Annotated in this window: 16 protein-coding genes and 2 tRNA genes; 10 read left to right on the top strand and 8 right to left on the bottom strand. The window is 72.1% G+C overall.

Translation table 11 applies throughout. The features are described 5' to 3' along the window. Positions 1-24 precede the first annotated feature (24 nt). Complete coding sequence (locus ACWA15_RS13060) at positions 25-954, bottom strand: LysR family transcriptional regulator (RefSeq protein WP_464055754.1); 930 nt, start codon at positions 952-954, stop codon at positions 25-27. A 69-nt stretch (positions 955-1,023) separates the two neighbouring features. Between ACWA15_RS13060 and ACWA15_RS13055 the strand changes: the two genes are divergently transcribed. Continuing rightward, complete coding sequence (locus ACWA15_RS13055) at positions 1,024-2,172, top strand: YeiH family protein (protein ID WP_464055753.1); 1,149 nt, start codon at positions 1,024-1,026, stop codon at positions 2,170-2,172. 19 nt (positions 2,173-2,191) lie between these two features. Here ACWA15_RS13055 and ACWA15_RS13050 read toward each other — a convergent pair whose 3' ends face one another. Together ACWA15_RS13050 and ACWA15_RS13045 are read right to left on the bottom strand one after the other, a co-directional pair. Then, positions 2,192-2,845, bottom strand: a complete 654-nt coding sequence (locus ACWA15_RS13050) for a DinB family protein (RefSeq protein WP_464055752.1) — start codon at positions 2,843-2,845, stop codon at positions 2,192-2,194. Continuing rightward, positions 2,838-3,785, bottom strand: coding sequence for a class I SAM-dependent methyltransferase (locus tag ACWA15_RS13045; RefSeq protein ID WP_464055751.1), 948 nt, complete (start codon positions 3,783-3,785; stop codon positions 2,838-2,840). The genes ACWA15_RS13050 and ACWA15_RS13045 overlap by 8 nt, the downstream gene beginning before the upstream one ends. A 273-nt stretch (positions 3,786-4,058) precedes the next feature. On the opposite strand from ACWA15_RS13045, the gene ACWA15_RS13040 reads away from it, so the two are divergent. Together ACWA15_RS13040 and ACWA15_RS13035 are read left to right on the top strand one after the other, a co-directional pair. After that, positions 4,059-4,130: transfer RNA gene (locus ACWA15_RS13040), tRNA-Gln, on the top strand. Positions 4,131-4,239: 109 nt separating this feature from the next. Further along, positions 4,240-4,312 (top strand) — tRNA-Glu (locus ACWA15_RS13035). Positions 4,313-4,701: 389 nt separating this feature from the next. Here the strand turns inward: ACWA15_RS13035 and ACWA15_RS13030 are convergent. After that, positions 4,702-5,421, bottom strand: a complete 720-nt coding sequence (locus tag ACWA15_RS13030; RefSeq protein WP_066461661.1) for an IclR family transcriptional regulator — start codon at positions 5,419-5,421, stop codon at positions 4,702-4,704. Between the two features lie 125 nt (positions 5,422-5,546). Between ACWA15_RS13030 and leuC the strand changes: the two genes are divergently transcribed. The 5 genes from leuC to ACWA15_RS13005 all read left to right on the top strand — a co-directional run bounded on the left by leuC (position 5,547) and on the right by ACWA15_RS13005 (position 11,004). Continuing rightward, positions 5,547-6,980, top strand: a complete 1,434-nt coding sequence (leuC, locus tag ACWA15_RS13025; protein WP_464055750.1) for a 3-isopropylmalate dehydratase large subunit — start codon at positions 5,547-5,549, stop codon at positions 6,978-6,980. 34 nt (positions 6,981-7,014) lie between these two features. Next, complete coding sequence (gene leuD, locus ACWA15_RS13020; protein WP_464055749.1) at positions 7,015-7,653, top strand: 3-isopropylmalate dehydratase small subunit; 639 nt, start codon at positions 7,015-7,017, stop codon at positions 7,651-7,653. A gap of 134 nt (positions 7,654-7,787) precedes the next feature. Beyond that, positions 7,788-9,104 (top strand): UDP-N-acetylglucosamine 1-carboxyvinyltransferase, encoded by a 1,317-nt coding sequence (gene murA / locus ACWA15_RS13015; protein ID WP_464055747.1) that lies wholly within the window; start codon positions 7,788-7,790, stop codon positions 9,102-9,104. A gap of 68 nt (positions 9,105-9,172) precedes the next feature. Further along, entirely contained in the window at positions 9,173-9,964 is a 792-nt protein-coding gene (locus tag ACWA15_RS13010; RefSeq protein WP_464055746.1) for a lysophospholipid acyltransferase family protein, read from the top strand. Then, positions 9,961-11,004 (top strand): NAD(P)H-dependent glycerol-3-phosphate dehydrogenase, encoded by a 1,044-nt coding sequence (locus tag ACWA15_RS13005; protein ID WP_464055745.1) that lies wholly within the window; start codon positions 9,961-9,963, stop codon positions 11,002-11,004. The genes ACWA15_RS13010 and ACWA15_RS13005 overlap by 4 nt, the downstream gene beginning before the upstream one ends. 4 nt (positions 11,005-11,008) lie before the next feature. Here ACWA15_RS13005 and ACWA15_RS13000 read toward each other — a convergent pair whose 3' ends face one another. Beyond that, complete coding sequence (locus ACWA15_RS13000; RefSeq protein WP_464055743.1) at positions 11,009-11,707, bottom strand: AMIN-like domain-containing (lipo)protein; 699 nt, start codon at positions 11,705-11,707, stop codon at positions 11,009-11,011. Between the two features lie 137 nt (positions 11,708-11,844). Continuing rightward, on the bottom strand, positions 11,845-13,056 hold the full coding sequence (locus ACWA15_RS12995; protein WP_464055742.1) for a trans-sulfuration enzyme family protein: 1,212 nt from the start codon (positions 13,054-13,056) through the stop codon (positions 11,845-11,847). A 42-nt stretch (positions 13,057-13,098) separates the two neighbouring features. Between ACWA15_RS12995 and ACWA15_RS12990 the strand changes: the two genes are divergently transcribed. Continuing rightward, the gene (locus ACWA15_RS12990; RefSeq protein WP_464055741.1) at positions 13,099-14,286 is read left to right on the top strand and encodes a D-alanine--D-alanine ligase family protein; all 1,188 of its coding nucleotides are present in this window, start codon (positions 13,099-13,101) and stop codon (positions 14,284-14,286) included. A gap of 19 nt (positions 14,287-14,305) precedes the next feature. Here the strand turns inward: ACWA15_RS12990 and ACWA15_RS12985 are convergent, their stop codons facing one another. Beyond that, positions 14,306-14,842, bottom strand: coding sequence for a DUF3515 family protein (locus ACWA15_RS12985; protein WP_464055740.1), 537 nt, complete (start codon positions 14,840-14,842; stop codon positions 14,306-14,308). A 64-nt stretch (positions 14,843-14,906) separates the two neighbouring features. Between ACWA15_RS12985 and ACWA15_RS12980 the strand changes: the two genes are divergently transcribed. After that, positions 14,907-15,890 carry a thiamine-phosphate kinase gene (locus ACWA15_RS12980; RefSeq protein ID WP_464055739.1) on the top strand — a complete coding sequence of 328 codons (984 nt, stop codon included), beginning with the start codon at positions 14,907-14,909 and terminating at the stop codon, positions 15,888-15,890. 11 nt (positions 15,891-15,901) lie between these two features. Here ACWA15_RS12980 and ACWA15_RS12975 read toward each other — a convergent pair whose 3' ends face one another. Beyond that, complete coding sequence (locus ACWA15_RS12975; RefSeq protein WP_464055738.1) at positions 15,902-16,417, bottom strand: N-acetyltransferase family protein; 516 nt, start codon at positions 16,415-16,417, stop codon at positions 15,902-15,904. Positions 16,418-16,481 lie beyond the last annotated feature (64 nt).

Here is a 16,481-nt window from a genome sequence, read left to right as displayed (position 1 = left end):
CGGACCCGCCCGCGTGCGGGCGGGTCAGCCGGCCTGGGGTGCGGTGACGAGCGCGGCGATCTCGCGCACCGGCGCGCTGAGCTCCGCGCCGTCCTTCCAGACCAGGCGCAGCCGCCGGTCCAGGGTGAGCCCGGGCACCTCGATCCGGACGAGCGACCCGCGGTCCAGGTCCTCGGCGACGGCGAGCTCGGAGAGCACCGTCACGGCGTCGGAGTACTGCACAGCGGTCTTCAGGGCCGCCGAGGACCCCAGGTGGGGCAGGTGCCCGGGGAGCTCGGCCCCGGCGGCGGCGAGAGCGTGCTCGAGGATGTCGCGCGTGCCCGACCCCTCCTCGCGGATGACCAGCCGCGCCGCGACGAGCTCGGCGAGGGAGGCGCGCGCGGCGCGCCGGCGGGCCCACGGGTGCTGGGAGCCGACGACGACGACGAGGGTGTCGCGCATGATCGTCCGGCTGCGCAGCCCGCGCCGCACGGAGGTGCCCTCGACGAAGCCGAGGTCGGCGGCGTCGGCCAGGACGAGGTCCATCACGTCGTGGGAGTTGCGCACGATGAGCTCGACGTCCGCGCCGATCTGCATGAGCCACCGCGGCACGAGGTGCTCGGCGATGGTCATGGACGCCGCGAGGCGCACGCGCGGGGTGGGTGCTTCGCGCAACGCGGTGACGCCCTGCTCGAAGCGGTCGGAGGCGGCCAGCACGGTCTGGGCCCAGGCGGCGACGGCGCGCCCCGCGTCGGTGAGGGTGGCCCCCCGAGAGGTGCGGGCGAGGAGCTCGAGCCCGAGGTCGCGCTCCAGGCGTCGCAGGGTGGCCGAGGCGCTCGGCTGGGACAGGCCGATGGCCCGCGCCCCGGCGCTGATGGAGCCGTGGGTGTCGCTCGCGACGAGGACCTCGAGCGCGGCCAGCGACGTGCGTGGCGCCCGGGTGTCGCTGCGGTCGCCACCCCTCCTGTCAGCCATAGCCTGAGACTATAGCAGCGGGGGTGGTTGGGGGGTCAGGGCGGTCCCGGGGTGCACCAGGCTGGAGGGGTGAACAGAACCGGTTGGACTGCCGCCCCGGCGCGTGGCACAGCTCCCAGCATCGCACCCGGCATCGCGCCCGGACTCGCGCCCGGACTCGCGCCCGGACTCGCACCCGGCATCGCGCCCGGACTCGTGCTCGCCCTCGTGGCGACGGCAGTCAGCTCAGCGCTCTCCTGGGTGGTCGCCGCAGCCTTCGGCGCCGCAGTGTCCCCGCTCGTCGTGGCGCTCGTCCTGGGTGCTGTCCTCGGCTCGGTCCGGCGCACGCCCGCCGCAGCCACCACCGGCCTGGGATGGACCACCAAGCACGTCCTGCGCGCCGGGGTGGTGCTGCTCGGCCTCAGGCTCTCCCTGGGCCAGGTGGCCGACCTGGGCTGGCGCGGAGCTGGCGTCATCGGTGCGACGGTGACCTGTACCTTCCTCGGCACGCTCATGGTCGGCAAGGCCATGGGGGTGGCCCGGCTGACCCGGCTCTACGTCGCCACCGGGTTCTCCATCTGCGGGGCCGTGGCCATCGCCGCGATGGCCGGGACCGTCGGACCCCGCGAGCGCGCCACGTCGCCCGGGGACACCGACGCCTCCGACGCGCTGGGCACCGCACTCGCCCTCGTGACGATCTACGGGTCGCTCGCGATCGTCGTGCTGCCGTGGTTGGTCGCGGTCATCGGGCTCGACGACGCCCAGGCCGGGCTGTGGATCGGGGCGAGCGTGCAGGAGGTCGGCCAGGTCGTCGCCGCGGCCGGGATGGTCTCGACCACCGCGCTGGCCGCGGCCACGGTCACCAAGCTCGCGCGGGTGGTCCTGCTCGCCCCGCTCACCGCCGGCGTCGCCCTGGTCTGCCGCACGCGCGAGGCGCGCCGCCTCGGCGCTGACGACGCCGGTCAGCCCCGCCGCGCCGCGGTGGCGCCGGTCCCGCTGTTCGTCCTCGGGTTCCTGCTCGCAGTCCTGGTCCGGTCCACGGGGGTGCTCCCGCAGGGGCTGCTCGACGGGGCCGCGACTGTGAGCAATCTCATGCTCGCGGCCGCGATGTTCGCCCTCGGCACCGGCGTCGACCTGCGCAGGCTGGTCGCCACGGGTGGGCGCCCGCTGGCGCTCGGTGCGATCTCGGCCACCATCGCCGTCGGCGTCAGCCTCGGGGGAGTCCTCCTCCTGGGCTGAGGCGCGCGGGTCTGACGGGTCACCGGACCGCGGAGTCCCACGTCCATCGGGTCCGCCGGGGGGTCCCGGGCAGCGGGATGCGACCGGTGCACCACAGCAGCGCCGCCGCCGGGCGAGCCCCGGGTGGATGGGCGAACAGCCGGTGGACGGCCCGCAGGGCGGGCCCTTCGGGGATCGGCAGCCGGCTCGCGGGGGTGACGTCCACCCCCAGCCCTTGCGCGACGTCGTACCCGTGGACGAGGAGCTCGACGACGCCCATCGCGGCGAAGCCGGGACCGTCGGAGATCCCGTAGGGGTGATAGGCGCGCGCGTCGGGCGCGGCGCTCGCCACCTGGGTCGCGAGCAGCTCCGCGCTCGCCACGAGCGTGTCGCTGAGCCCGCCGACGCCGCTGGCGCGATCCACCCGGGCGAGGTCGTCTCCGCCGTCCGCGGCCACCATCGGCAGGTAGCCGACCTTCGGCAGGCCGGCGAGCTGGAGCGCGTAGGCGAGCATGTCGTCGACCACGTGCTCGCCGGTGCGCCAGCAGGACCAGGCGAGCGCGCCCGCCGGGGCGTCGAGGTCTCCGTGCTTGCCGGCCGCCAGCACCTGGGCGAACCATCGTGCGCTCTCCCGCACGTCGTCGGCGGTCACCGGGCCGGCCTCGGCCGGGTCTCCCACGAGGCGGTCAGCCACGGCCGGATCCCTGAGGTGCTGGCGCCGGCAGGCGGTCCGCGCGCCAGCACTGTGCGTCGTAGGGGAGGTCGATGAGGTCCTTGCCGCGCAGGTCCGGATGTGTCCGCGTGAGGTGCTCGACGGCGTCGAGCAGGGCCTCGCGGCTGGTGGCGTCGAGGGTGAGCAGGTAGCTGCGCGAGGCGGCGAGGGCCCGCAGGTCCGCGGGCGTGACGGCGTCGTGCCAGCGGACGGTCGTGTGCTCGAGCGGCCCGAAGAGGGTGCCGGGCACTGCCATGTCACCGGGCTCTGCCGTGTCACCGGACCCCGCCGAGTCGCCCAGCACGGTCGCGCCGAGCGTCGGCGGCTGGTAGCTCGCGGTCAGGGTGTCGCCGCGGTGGATGATCTCGGTGAAGGCGCTGACCCAGTCCGTGGAGTTGTCGCGGACGTTCCACACGATGCCCAGCCGCCCGCCCGGTCGGAGCACCCGGGCGATCTCGGCCGCGGCGGGTTCGGGGGAGAACCAGTGCCACGCCTGCCCGACGACGACGGCGTCGACGCTCCCGGTCTCCATCGGGATGGACTCGGCGGTCCCCGACAGCACCGTCGCCGACGCCGTGACCTGGGAGAGTGCTCGCTCAAGCTCGGCTCGCATGGCGGGGGACGGCTCGATCGCGGTGACCTGCAGCCCGCGCGCGAGCAGGCTCCGGGTGAGCTTGCCCGTCCCGGCGGCCAGATCGAGCACGTGCGTGCCGGGCCCGGCGCCGGCAGGCAGCAACCACTCCACGGCCTCGGGCGGGTACTCGGGGCGGACCTGGGCGTAGACCTGTGCCCCGTGCTCGAAGGACTGTGCGCGGTCCGCGCGGGAGGCGGGGTTCGCCCCGCCATGAGCCTGCGGCGGGGGCGCGGCGTCGGAACCCGTCGTCATCGGTGCTGGGTCGTCGCCCGTGAGGTTCGAGGTCATGAACTGACCGTGCCATGTCGGCGCGCTCAGGTCTACTGGTGTTCCGCTCGTTGCGCTGCTCGCGCCCTGCTCGTGCCCTGCCGGCGCGCTGCGGGAGCGCTGCTGGTGGGGTGACCGGAGGCGGTGCCTGGAGCGGCGACCGGAGGCCCTGAAGCGGCCGACAGGGGAGGCGGGTTTGGTAGATCGGGCGACCGTCCGGTAATGTTTCCGTTCGGTGCGGCCCACGGAAAAGCCCCGCGAAAGCGGGACGATTCAGCGGAAGCCGTGACTCATTGGGGTATGGTGTAATCGGCAACACATCGGTTTCTGGTACCGACATTCTAGGTTCGAGTCCTGGTACCCCAGCGGAGAATTTCTACAGATCGCACGGTGTCAGAACCGCTGAGATTCATGATGTAGAGTTCTCAATCGGAAGTTGATCTGCTGGCCGCAACGCCGCTGATCAGGTTCTTAGGCCCCCATCGTCTAGCGGCCTAGGACGCCGCCCTCTCACGGCGGTAACACGGGTTCAAATCCCGTTGGGGGTACAACGCAAGGCCCGACCGGTCCGCCGGTCGGGCCTTTGTTCTTTCCCGGTGGCGAGCGCCTGCAGTCGGCCACCTCGCCGTCGCCTGCACTCCGCCGGCTCCGCCGCTCCCCAACGCGCGACCCCGGCTGTGCTCCTCGCCACACCCCCACGCGCCGACCCCCCCGCGCGCCCCCGCCCCGCCGAGCTCGTGAATGGCTCGCCGAACTCGTGAGCCACGGCCGTCTCGCGACGCTGGACCCGCGTGGCTCACGAGTTCGGCGAGCCGCTCACGAGCTCGGCGACGGGGAGTCGGGCGGGCTCGGCCCAAGGCGCGGGCCTGGGGACGGCTCGGGCGCGGCACCCTGGGGGTGCCGCGCCCGGAGGAGCGAGGAGCAGGACGTGGAGGGGCTACTCGCCCGAACGGCGCAGGACCTCCGTGAGGCGGTTGGCGGCGGCGACGACGGAGCCGGCGTGCAGGCGTCCGGGCTGGCGGCTGAGGCGCTCGACCGGGCCGGAGATGGACACGGCGGCCACGATGCGCCCTGACGGCCCGCGGACAGGCGCCGAGACGGAGGCGACCCCCACCTCGCGCTCGGAGACGGACTGGGCCCAGCCGCGGCGTCGGACACCGGAGAGGATGGTGGCGGTGAACTTCGCTCCCTGGAGTCCGCGGTGCAGGCGGTCCGGCTCCTCCCAGGCGAGGAGGATCTGCGCGGCCGAGCCGGCGTGCATCGTCAGGGTCGCTCCGACCGGGATCGAGTCGCGCAGGCCGACCGGTCGCTCGGCGGCCGCGACGCAGATGCGTTGGTCGCCCTGGCGACGGTAGAGCTGGGCGCTCTCCCCGGTGTGGTCTCGCAATGCGGTCAGAACCGGGTTCGCTGCGGCGAGCAGGCGGTCCTCTCCGGCGGCTGTGGCGAGCTCGTTGAGCCGCGGTCCGAGCACGAATCGTCCCTGCATGTCTCGCGTGACAAGACGGTGGTGCTCCAGCGCCACGGCTAGGCGATGGGCCGTTGGGCGGGCCAGTTGCGTGGCTGCGACGAGCTGTGCGAGGGTGGCCGGTCCTGCCTCAAGAGCACCCAAAACGGATGCTGCCTTGTCGAGCACTCCGACTCCGCTAGAATTGTCCATAGGTCGATATTGCAGTCTCGAAGGCTGAGACGCAAATGGACTTCCCCGAAAGCCCCCCAAAACCGCACATGTCACCCGCACAGGCCACCGAGGGCCGCGAGGGACGGTGTACGAGAGGAACAGTGATGGCCGGCACGCTGGCAGAGAAGGTCTGGGATGCGCACCTGGTGCGCCGAGGTAGTGATGGTGCTCCTGACCTTCTCTACATCGACCTCCACCTCGTCCATGAGGTCACCAGTCCCCAGGCGTTCGAGGGACTGCGGCTCGCTGGTCGCCCGGTCCGACGCCCGGACCTGACGATCGCGACCGAGGACCACAACACCCCGACGCTGAACATCGACCTGCCGATCGCGGACCTCACGAGCCGCACGCAGATCCAGACCCTGCGCAACAACGCGAAGGAGTTCGGTGTCCGCATCCACTCCCTCGGTGACGCGGACCAGGGCATCGTGCACGTCGTCGGCCCTCAGCTCGGCCTGACCATGCCCGGGCTGACAGTCGTCTGCGGCGACTCCCACACCTCCACCCACGGCGCCTTCGGAGCCCTCGCCTTCGGCATCGGCACCTCCGAGGTCGAGCACGTGCTCGCCACGCAGACGCTGCCCCTGGCACCGTTCAAGACGATGGCGATCACCGTCAACGGCGCTCTGCCCGAGGGCAGCACGGCCAAGGACATCATCCTGGCCGTCATCGCGAAGATCGGCACCGGCGGGGGCCAGGGCTACGTCCTGGAGTACCGCGGCGAGGCCATCCGCGCGCTGTCGATGGAAGGTCGCATGACGATCTGCAACATGTCCATCGAGGCCGGCGCCCGCGCCGGCATGATCGCCCCGGACGAGATCACCTTCGAGTACCTCAAGGGACGCCCGCACGCGCCCGAGAGTGCCGACTGGGACGCTGCGGTGGAGTACTGGAAGACGCTCAAGACGGACGACGACGCGACCTTCGACACCGAGGTCTTCCTCGAGGCCACCGACCTGGAGCCGTTCGTCACCTGGGGCACCAACCCGGGCCAGGGCCTGCCGCTGTCCGCCAACGTCCCGATCCCCTCCGAGATCGCCGACGAGAACGACCGCGTCACGGCCGAGCGCGCCATCGAGTACATGGGCCTCAACCCGGGTACCCCGCTGCGCGACATCGCGATCGACACCGTCTTCATCGGATCCTGCACGAACGGCCGGATCGAGGACCTGCGGGCCGTCGCCGAGATCGTCGAGGGCAAGAAGAAGGCCGACACGCTCCGCGTCCTGGTGGTCCCCGGCTCGGCTCGGGTGCGCCTGCAGGCCGAGGCCGAGGGACTGGACAAGGTCTTCCTCGACTTCGGTGCCGAGTGGCGCAACGCCGGGTGCTCGATGTGCCTGGGCATGAACCCGGACCAGCTGGCACCGGGGGAGCGCAGCGCCTCCACGTCGAACCGCAACTTCGAGGGCCGTCAGGGCAAGGGTGGGCGTACCCACCTGGTCTCACCGCTCGTGGCTGCCGCTACCGCGATCCGCGGAACCCTGTCCTCGCCGTCCGACCTCGCCCAGGACGCAGCAGACGCCCTCGCGTCGGTCTGATCGCGCCCCGACCACAGAAGTCTCAGGAGTCATCATGGAGAAGTTCACCACGCACACCGGAGTGGGCGTCCCGCTGCGTCGCGGCAACGTCGACACCGACCAGATCATCCCGGCGGTCTACCTCAAGCGCGTGACCCGCACGGGCTTCGAGGACGCGCTCTTCGCCGCCTGGCGCAGCGACGAGTCCTTCGTCCTCAACCAGCCCGCGTACGCGACCGGCACCGTGCTCGTGGCCGGCCCCGACTTCGGGACCGGGTCCTCGCGTGAGCACGCCGTGTGGGCGCTCAAGGACTACGGCTTCAAGGTCGTCCTCTCGACGCGCTTCGCGGACATCTTCCGCGGCAACTCCGGCAAGCAGGGTCTCCTCGCCGGCCAGGTCGCCCAGGAGGACATCGAGATGCTGTGGAAGGTCCTGGAGACCAAGCCCGGCACCGAGGTGACGGTCAGCCTCATCGACCGCACCGCGACCGCGGACGACGTCGTCGTGCCCTTCCAGGTCGACGACTACACCCGCTGGCGCCTGATGGAGGGCCTGGACGACATCGGTCTGACCCTCCAGCACGCCGACGAGATCACCGAGTTCGAGACGACGCGGGCCGCCTGGCGCCCCACGACGCTTCCCGCCAAGCACCTCCCGCCGGTCGAGATCGTGGCAGCCCGCCCCGTGTCCTGACCGCGTCACCTGCACCGACGCCGCGAGGCCACCGAGGAATAGGTGGCCTCGCGGTTGCGTTCGACGGGTGAAGACCCGGTGTACGCCTGCGCCCGGAGTAGGACGCAGCCCGATCGATAGGCGACGATAGCGTCATGACAGATCTGCTGTATGTCAACGGGGGCAACCCGTTGAACGGAACCATCACCGTCCGTGGCGCGAAGAACTTCGTCTCCAAGGCCATGGTCGCCTCCCTCCTGGGGGACGGCCCCAGCGAGCTGCGCAACGTCCCCGAGATCCGCGACGTCAACGTCGTCTCCGGTCTCCTGGAGCTGCACGGCGTCGCGGTCGACTACGACGCGCCGGCCGGGGTGCTCAAGCTCGATCCCAGCAACGTCGAGTCCGCCCACGTGGCAGACATCGACACCCACGCGGGTTCCAGCCGGATCCCCATCCTCTTCTGCGGCCCCCTCCTGCACCGCCTCGGCGAGGCGTTCATCCCGGACCTGGGCGGCTGCCGGATCGGCGACCGGCCGATCAACTTCCATCTCGACATCCTGCGCCAGTTCGGCGCCCAGGTGGACAAGCGCGAGCAGGGCATCCACCTGACGGCCCCCAACGGGCTGCACGGCACGAAGATCTCCCTCCCGTACCCGAGCGTCGGCGCGACCGAGCAGCTGCTGCTCACGGCCGTGCGCGCCGAGGGGATCACCGAGCTGTCCAACGCCGCGATCGAGCCCGAGATCATGGATCTCATCAACGTCCTGCAGAAGATGGGCGCGATCATCTCGGTCGACACCGACCGCGTGATCCGCATCGAGGGTGTCGCACGGCTCTCCGGCTACCGCCACACCGCGCTCGGCGACCGGATCGAGGCGTCCTCGTGGGCCTCTGCCGCGCTGGCCACCCAGGGAGACATCTTCGTCAAGGGCGCCACCCAGCCCGAGATGACCGCCTTCCTCAACACCTTCCGCAAGGTGGGCGGCCAGTTCGAGGTCGAGGACGACGGCATCCGGTTCTTCCACCCGGGCGGCGAGCTCAACTCGATCGTCCTGGAGACCGACGTCCACCCCGGTTTCATGACCGACTGGCAGCAGCCGCTCGTCGTCGCGCTGACCCAGGCCAAGGGGCTCTCGATCGTCCACGAGACGGTCTACGAGAACCGCTTCGGCTTCACCGAGGCGCTCGTGGGCATGGGTGCCAACATCCAGGTCTACAAGGAGTGCCTGGGCGGGCGGCCGTGCCGCTTCGGCCAGCGCAACTTCTACCACTCCGCTGTCATCTCCGGCCCGACGCCGTTGGCCGCCGCCGAGATCGAGGTCCCGGACCTGCGGGGCGGGTTCAGCCACCTCATCGCGGCCCTGGCCGCCAAGGGTGTCTCCACCGTCCGCGGCATCCAGCTCATCGACCGCGGCTACGAGCGATTCACCGAGAAGCTCGAGGCCCTCGGGGCTGAGTTCTCCCGCGACTGACCACCTCTGGTCCCGGTTCCACCTCGGAACCGGGACCGTCGGCGGTCCAGGGGCGGTAATCTTGCCCGGTGACAGTTGAGACAAGCGCGTCCGGCCGCAAGAAGAAGGACCTGACCTACCGCATCGTCGCGGGGATCTTGAAGCCGTTCCTGCGGGCGGTGTCCAAGCGGGACTGGCAGGGGATCGAGCACCTGCCCCGCACCGGCGGGTACATCGCCGCCGCGAACCACATGACGAACTTCGACCCGCTGACGTTCGCGTACTTCCTCTACGACTCCTCCCGCCCCCCACGCATCCTGGCCAAGTCCTCGCTGTGGAAGGTCCCCGTGCTGCGCACGGTGCTCAACAACACCGGCATGATCCCCGTGCACCGCAACTCCGCCGGCGCGGCCTCCTCGCTGGCCGACGCCGTCGCGCAGCTCAAGGACGGCGAGTGTGTCGCGGTCTTCCCCGAGGGCACGCTCACCCGCGACCCGGACCTGTGGCCGATGGTCGGCAAGACCGGAGCCGCGCGCCTCGCGCTGAGCAGCCGCGTCCCCGTCATCCCGGTGGCCCAGTGGGGCCCGCAGAACATCATGGCGCAGTACTCCAACAGGCTGCGGCCCTTCCCGCGCAAGAAGGTCTCGGTCCACGCCGGCCCTCCGGTCGACCTGTCCGACCTCTACGACCGCCCCGCGGACTCCGCAGTGCTCAGGGAGGCCACGGAGCGGATCATGGCGGCGATCACAGGCCTCCTCGAGGAGATCCGCGGCGAGGCCGCCCCGGCGGTCCGCTTCGACATGCGCAAGTCCGGCAAGGCCACGCCGTCCGACGACGCACCCGCCGACGACACGACCCCCGACGGCGGAACCCCCGCATGATCGCCGCAGTCCTCGGGTCCGGTGCCTGGGGCACCACCTTCGCCCAGGTGCTCGCCGACGCCGGGTGCACCGTGCGCCTGTGGGGGCGCAGCGCCGAGACCGCCGAGCAGGTCAACTCCGGCCACGTGAACAGCCGCTACCTGCCCGGGGTGGTGCTCCCGGACGCGATCACCGCGACGACCGACGCCGCGCAGGCACTCGCCGGCGCCGACCTCGTGGTCATCGCCATCCCGTCCCAGAGCGCGCGCGCGACCCTCGAGCCGCTGCGCCCGCTGGTGCCCGCCCACGCGGTCGCGGTGTCCCTCATGAAGGGTGTCGAACTGAGCACCGACCAGCGGATGAGCCAGGTGGTCGCCGAGGCCCTCGGTATCGACGCCAGCCGCGTCGCGGTGGTCTCCGGTCCCAACCTCGCCGGCGAGATCGCCCAGCGCCAGCCGACCGCGACCGTGGTCTCCTCGACCGACCCCGAGACCGCCGCGCTCGTGGCGAAGGCCTGCTCCTCGGGGTACTTCCGCCCCTACACCAACTCCGACGTCGTGGGCGTCGAGCTGTGCGGCGCGGTCAAGAACGTCATCGCCCTCGCGGTCGGGATGGCCCAGGGGCGCGGCTTCGGCTACAACACCACCGCGACGGTGATCACCCGCGGCCTCGCCGAGATCACCCGGCTCGGCCTCGCCCTGGGGGCTGACAGCGAGACCTTCCCGGGGCTGGCCGGGATGGGGGACCTCATGGCCACGTGCGCCTCGCCGTCCTCCCGCAACCACACCCTGGGCCGCCACATGGGTCAGGGCATGACCCTCGAGGACGCGACGCGCGCGACCGGGGGGACCGCGGAAGGTGTCAAGTCCTGCCGCTCCGTGCTCGAGCTCGCGCGCTCGGTCGGGGTGGAGATGCCGATCACCGAGGCCGTCGTCGCGGTGCTGCACGCCGGCCTCCCGGTCGAGGACATGGCCCGCGGGCTGCTGGCACGCCCTCAGCGCGCCGAGGGCACGGACCGCGCGGACGGGGCAGACGACACCGACCTCGCGGCGTCCGTCTGAGGGCTCAGCCGACCGCCTCGGAGATGTCGACGACGACACGCACGGGGTCCTGGAGGAGGTATGCCCGGAACGGGTGACCGGCCTCGGTCAGCCCGATGAAGGACCCGGTGATCCCCTCGAAGACGCTCCATCCCTGGACCTCGGTCACCGTGGTCGTGCCCGGCCCGACCACACCCGTGGCATGCTCGAACGGAGTCGCGCCGGAGTCCATCGGGTACGCGCTCCCCGAGATCGCGACCGAGAGCGTGCCCTCTCCGGGGAGGTCGAGCACGAACCCGCTGCCGTCCTGGATCGCCTCGGAGACGTAGGAGACCGTCCAGCCGGGCGTCCCGGTCCCGTCCATCTCGTAGACCACGCGGTCGAAGCCGGGGTGGTGGGCCACCCGCACGTCGGTGACGGTGAGCATCGCCCCGGCTGACGGCTCGGCGGTGTCCGCCGACGTGTCGGCCGGGAACGGCGGCGGAGCCGGGACCTCGTCGGCGGGCGGCGCCGTGGTCGCGTCGTCCGGTGTCGCGCCGTCGTCCGGTGCCGTCGAGCTCGTCGACGGCTCCGGCTCGGAGGTCGCGGACGTGGTCGGCTCCGGTTGGACCGTCGAGGGGCTGGGGGTCCCGGGGTTGACGTCGTCGTCGCAGCCGGCCAGGGCCAGGGCTCCGACGAGTGCGACCACGACCGCGGCGGCGCGGATCGCGGGGTGGGCATGCATCGTGTGCCTCCGGGACTTTCAGGGTGGACCCAGGGAGCTGGGTCCAGGACGGTCTCCCTCACACGATAGGCGCGTGGGCACCCCCGCCGGTGAAGGGAACGTCACAGCTTGGCCGCGATCACGACTCGATGCGGGGCTCAGACCTGGTGGAGCGCCTGGTGGAGCGCCTGGTGGAGCGCCTGGTTGAGTGCCTGGTCGAGGTCGGCCCACAGGTCGTCGACGTCCTCGATGCCCACACTCATCCGGAGCAGGTCCTCCGGCACGGTCACGGACTCGGTCGGGAAGCGGCGTCGGCGTTCGAGGGTCGACTCCACGCCGCCCAGGCTCGTGGCCGGCGTCCACAGCGCGAGCGCGGCGACGACGGCGTCGGCTCCCGCGGCGCCCCCGCGGGGGCGCAGGCCGATGATCGCGCCGAAGCCGTCCATGATCCGGGAGGCGACCGCGTGCCCCGGGTCTTCCGGGAGACTCGGGTGGCGCACCTGCTCGACGCCGGGGTGGGTGGACAGGCGACGGGCGAGCTCGGTGGCGTTGGACTGGGCGCGCTCGACCCGCAGGGACAGCGTGCGCAGACCGCGCAGCGCGAGCCACACCTCCCACGGCCCGGCGATCGCCCCGTGCAGGGTCCGGTAGGCGCGGATCGTGGCGTTGAGGTGCGCGGAGCTCGTCACCGTGATGCCGAGCACGACGTCGGAGTGCCCGGCCAGGTACTTCGTCGCGGAGTGCACGACGATGTCGGCCCCCATCTCGAGGGGACGCTGGACGAGGGGCGTGGCGAAGGTGTTGTCGACCGCCACGAGGGCGCCCGCGCGGTGCGCGGCATCGATGAGCACGGGCAGGTCGGCGACCTCGAGCATGGGGTTGGTCGGCGACTCGATCCACACCAGGTCCGCGCCGTCGAGCTCGGCGACGGTGGCCGCGGTGTCGGCGACGTCGACCCGCACGACCGTGACGCGGTGGCGCAGCGCCATGTCGTCGACGAAGCCCAGAGTCACCTGGTAGGCGTGCCGGGGCACGACGACCTTGCCGCCGTCGGGCACCATCGACAGGACGGAGGCGATCGCGGCCATCCCGGAACCGAAGACCACGCCGGGCTGCGACGCACCTTCCAGGGCCGCCACGGCGTCCTCGAACGGCCCCCAGGTCTCGGTGTCCATGCGGGTGTAGAGCTTCTCACCGGGCCCGGGGACGCCCGCGGAGACGTAGGTCGAGGAGAGCACCACGGGCGGGTTGACCGGGGCTCCCTGCACGCGGGGGGGCCTGCCGGCCGTGACGGCCACGGTGGCCCGGGCCAGAGAGGTGGGATGGGGACGGGGTTCGGAGTCTGCAGGGCTGTGCTGCACGTCGGTCATGGGACCGAGACTATGCGGTCGACTCCGGTAAGGTCGCACACGATGTCTACCGCGCCCGAACCCCAGCTGCCCTCCGCCTCCGACGCCTCGCGTGCCGCCACGGCGGCCGAGGGCTCCGCGCCCCCACGCGCCCGCGTCGTGCTGCTCTTCGGGGGCCGCTCCGGCGAGCACGTCATCTCCTGCGCGACGGCGGCCGGCGTCATGCGCGCGATCGACCGCGACCGCTTCGACGTCATCCCGGTGGGGATCACCCGATCGGGCCAGTGGGTGCTGGCCGCTGACGACCCCGACCTGTGGGCGATCACGGCGGGGCACCTGCCCGAGGTGGTGGCCACCGACCGCGAGGTGCTGCTGCCCATGGCCACCGGCCAGCACGCGCTGCGCGAGCTCGTCCCCGGTGAGCTGCCGGCGATCCTCGGCGACGTGGACGTCGTCTTCCCGCTGCTGCACGGCCCCTTCGGTGAGGACGGCACGCTCCAGGGCATGCTCGAGCTCGCCGACGTCCGGTACGTGGGAGCCGGGGTGCTGGCCTCCGCGGTGGGCATGGACAAGCACTTCATGAAGCTCGTGCTGGCCGGTCAGGGACTGCCGATCGCCCCGTTCACCGTCATCCGGCCGGGGGAGTGGGACGTCAACCCCAAGGCGTGGACCGAGTCCATCGCCCACCTCGGCCTGCCCGTGTTCGTCAAGCCCGCCCGGGCCGGGTCGAGCCTGGGCATCTCCAAGGTCTCCGACCTGGCCGACCTCCCGGCGGCCGTCGCCGAGGCCCGCAAGCACGACCCCAAGGTGATCGTCGAGGCGGGCGTCGTCGGCCGCGAGATCGAGTGCGCCGTGCTCGGCGGCCGCACCGGCCAGCGCCCTCGTGCCTCCCTGCCCGGGGAGATCGTCGTCACCGATGAGGGCCACGACTTCTACACCTTCGAGGCGAAGTACCTCGACGAGACGAGCGTGGTGCTCTCCTGCCCCGCGGACCTGTCGCCCGAGCTCATCACGGAGGTGCAGGACATCGCGGTGCGCACCTTCGAGGCGGTCGCCGCCGAGGGGCTCTCCCGGGTCGACATGTTCGTCACCGCGACCGGGACCGTCATCGTCAACGAGATCAACACGATGCCCGGCTTCACGCCGTTCTCGATGTACCCGCGGATGTGGGAGATGAGCGGGCTGGACTACGCCGACCTCATCACCGAGCTCCTCGAGCTGGCTCTCGAACGGCCCACCGGGCTGCGCTGAGCGGTGCGCGTGGCCCCTCTCACACGCAGCGCTTGGTGACCGGGATCTCGTTCACCGCTGCGGCCAGGTCGACGAGGGGGGCGGTGGGCTGCCCGGCGATCGCGGCAGGGACCTGGACGGAGACTGCGGGCTCGCGTCCGTAGGTGGTGAACGTCCACCCGTTCTCGTCCGATGAGGTGATCCAGTCGAAGGACGTCTCGACCCCGCCGACCGGTACGAGGATCTCCTGGCAGTTGCCGACCCCGATCGTGGGCTGGGCGACGCCGCAGCGCAACGTGATCGCCGCGCCCGGCTCGCCCCAGGCGGCAGTCGCCTGGCTCGAGGCCTTCACCTTGGGCAGGCCACCCACCTCGGACGGGACCATGAGCACGGTCCGCGCGCACAGAGGGTCTCCCGCCTGCTCACCGGCCGGCACGTTGATCGTCGGGGTGCAGCCGGCGACGGCCACGGTGACGGTGGTGACCAGCAGCGTGAGGGTGCCGCGGCGGGACCCGGCGCGACGGCGTCGGGCACGGCTGGTTGCGGCAGGGGCGGTGGCGGCGGGGCTGTCGAGCACGCCTTCACTGTAGCGGGACCTGGCGCTGGTCCCGGTGGCCGCAGCGGCTGGGTAAGGTTGCCGCGTGACCGACCTCGAACTCGTCCGGGACCTCTCGGAGGAGCAGCTCCTCGCCCGCTTCGTCCCCCTCCTGCCGACCGCAGCCTCGACCCTCCTCGGCCCCGGCGACGACGCCGCCGTGGTGGCCGCGCCCGACGGACGGTTCGTCGTCTCGACCGACGTCCTCGTCGAGGACCGCCACTTCGTGCGAGCGTGGTCGACGGGCTACGACGTCGGATGGCGTGCAGCCATGCAGAACCTCGCCGACTGCGCCGCGATGGGCGCCGATGCCACCTCGCTCGTGGTGTCCCTGGTCATCCCCGGTGACCTCGAGGTGGCCTGGGTGCTGGACCTCGCTCGCGGCCTGGCCGATGCCTGCGGGGCGCACAGCGCGGCGGTCGTCGGCGGGGACCTGTCCGGGGGGCCGGTCATCGTCGTGGCCGTCACCGTGCACGGCGACCTGGCCGGACGTCCACCGGTCCGGCGATCCGGGGCCAGGCCCGGTGACACGGTGGTCTGCGCGGGCCCGCTCGGCCGGTCGGCCGCCGGTCTCGCGCTGCTCTCCGCCGCGGTCACCGACCCCGACCCTGCCCTGGTCGCCGCGTACCTGCGACCCGATCCTCCGCTCGCCGCCGGGGTACAGGCGGGGGTGGCGGGTGCGAGCGCCATGCTCGACGTCTCGGACGGCCTGCTGCGCGACGCCGGCAGGGTCGCCCGGGCGAGCGGGGTCACCCTCGACCTCCTCGACCCGGCCGAGTCCTTCGCCGAGGACCTCGCTGCCCTGGCGGAGGCCGCCAGGCTGCTCGGGATCGATCCGCTGACGTGGGTGCTCACCGGCGGTGAGGACCACGCCATGCTCGCCACCTTCCCGGCCGGCCTCGCCCTGCCGCCCGGGTTCCGCGTGATCGGGTCCGTGCGGGCGCTGGGCGCGGGCGAGACCGCGCGGGTGACCGTCGCCGGGGCGGAGCCTCCGGTCACGGGACCGGGCTGGGACCACTTCGCGGGGTGAGAGCAGCCGGGTCAGGACCGGCGGTAGCGCACCTCGGTGAGGCGCTTGTCGCTGTAGTCCTCGATCTTCTCCACGCCGTCCGGGACGAACCCGTGCCGGCGGTAGAAGTGGCGGGCCCGCGCGTTGTCGGCGAGGACCCACAGGGTCATGGGAGTCGCGGGCGGCACCTCGGCCAGCAGGGTGCGCATGAGGTTGCGGGCGACCCCCCGGCCCCAGGCCTCGGGGTCGAGGTAGATCGCGTAGAGCTCGAGGTCGCCGTCCTCGGCGTCCTCGTCGCGGCACGGCCCGATGCTGGCGAAGCCGACGGTCCGTCGAGCGATCTCGGCGAGCCACGTGGTCGAGGCCCCCGTGGTGATGACGTCGAGCCACCGCTTCTCGCGTGCGTCGACGTCGAGGGAGGAGAGGTAGTCGTCAGGCACGATCCCGGAGTAGGCCTCGCGCCAGGATGCGATGTGCACGCGGGCGATGGCTCGCGCGTCGTCGGGGGTCGCCGGCCGGATCGTCACGTCGTCGAGTTGGTCCACCATGGAGTCAGCCTGCCACGAGAAGCGCCCTCGGCCAACAGGTGAAGGGGGGCGAACTGTAGAAGGT

This window comes from Sanguibacter sp. TS_SC_8 (assembly GCF_055361235.1).
The sequence above is the reverse complement of the archived record's forward strand: the minus strand, read 5'-3'. Positions and strand labels throughout refer to the sequence as shown.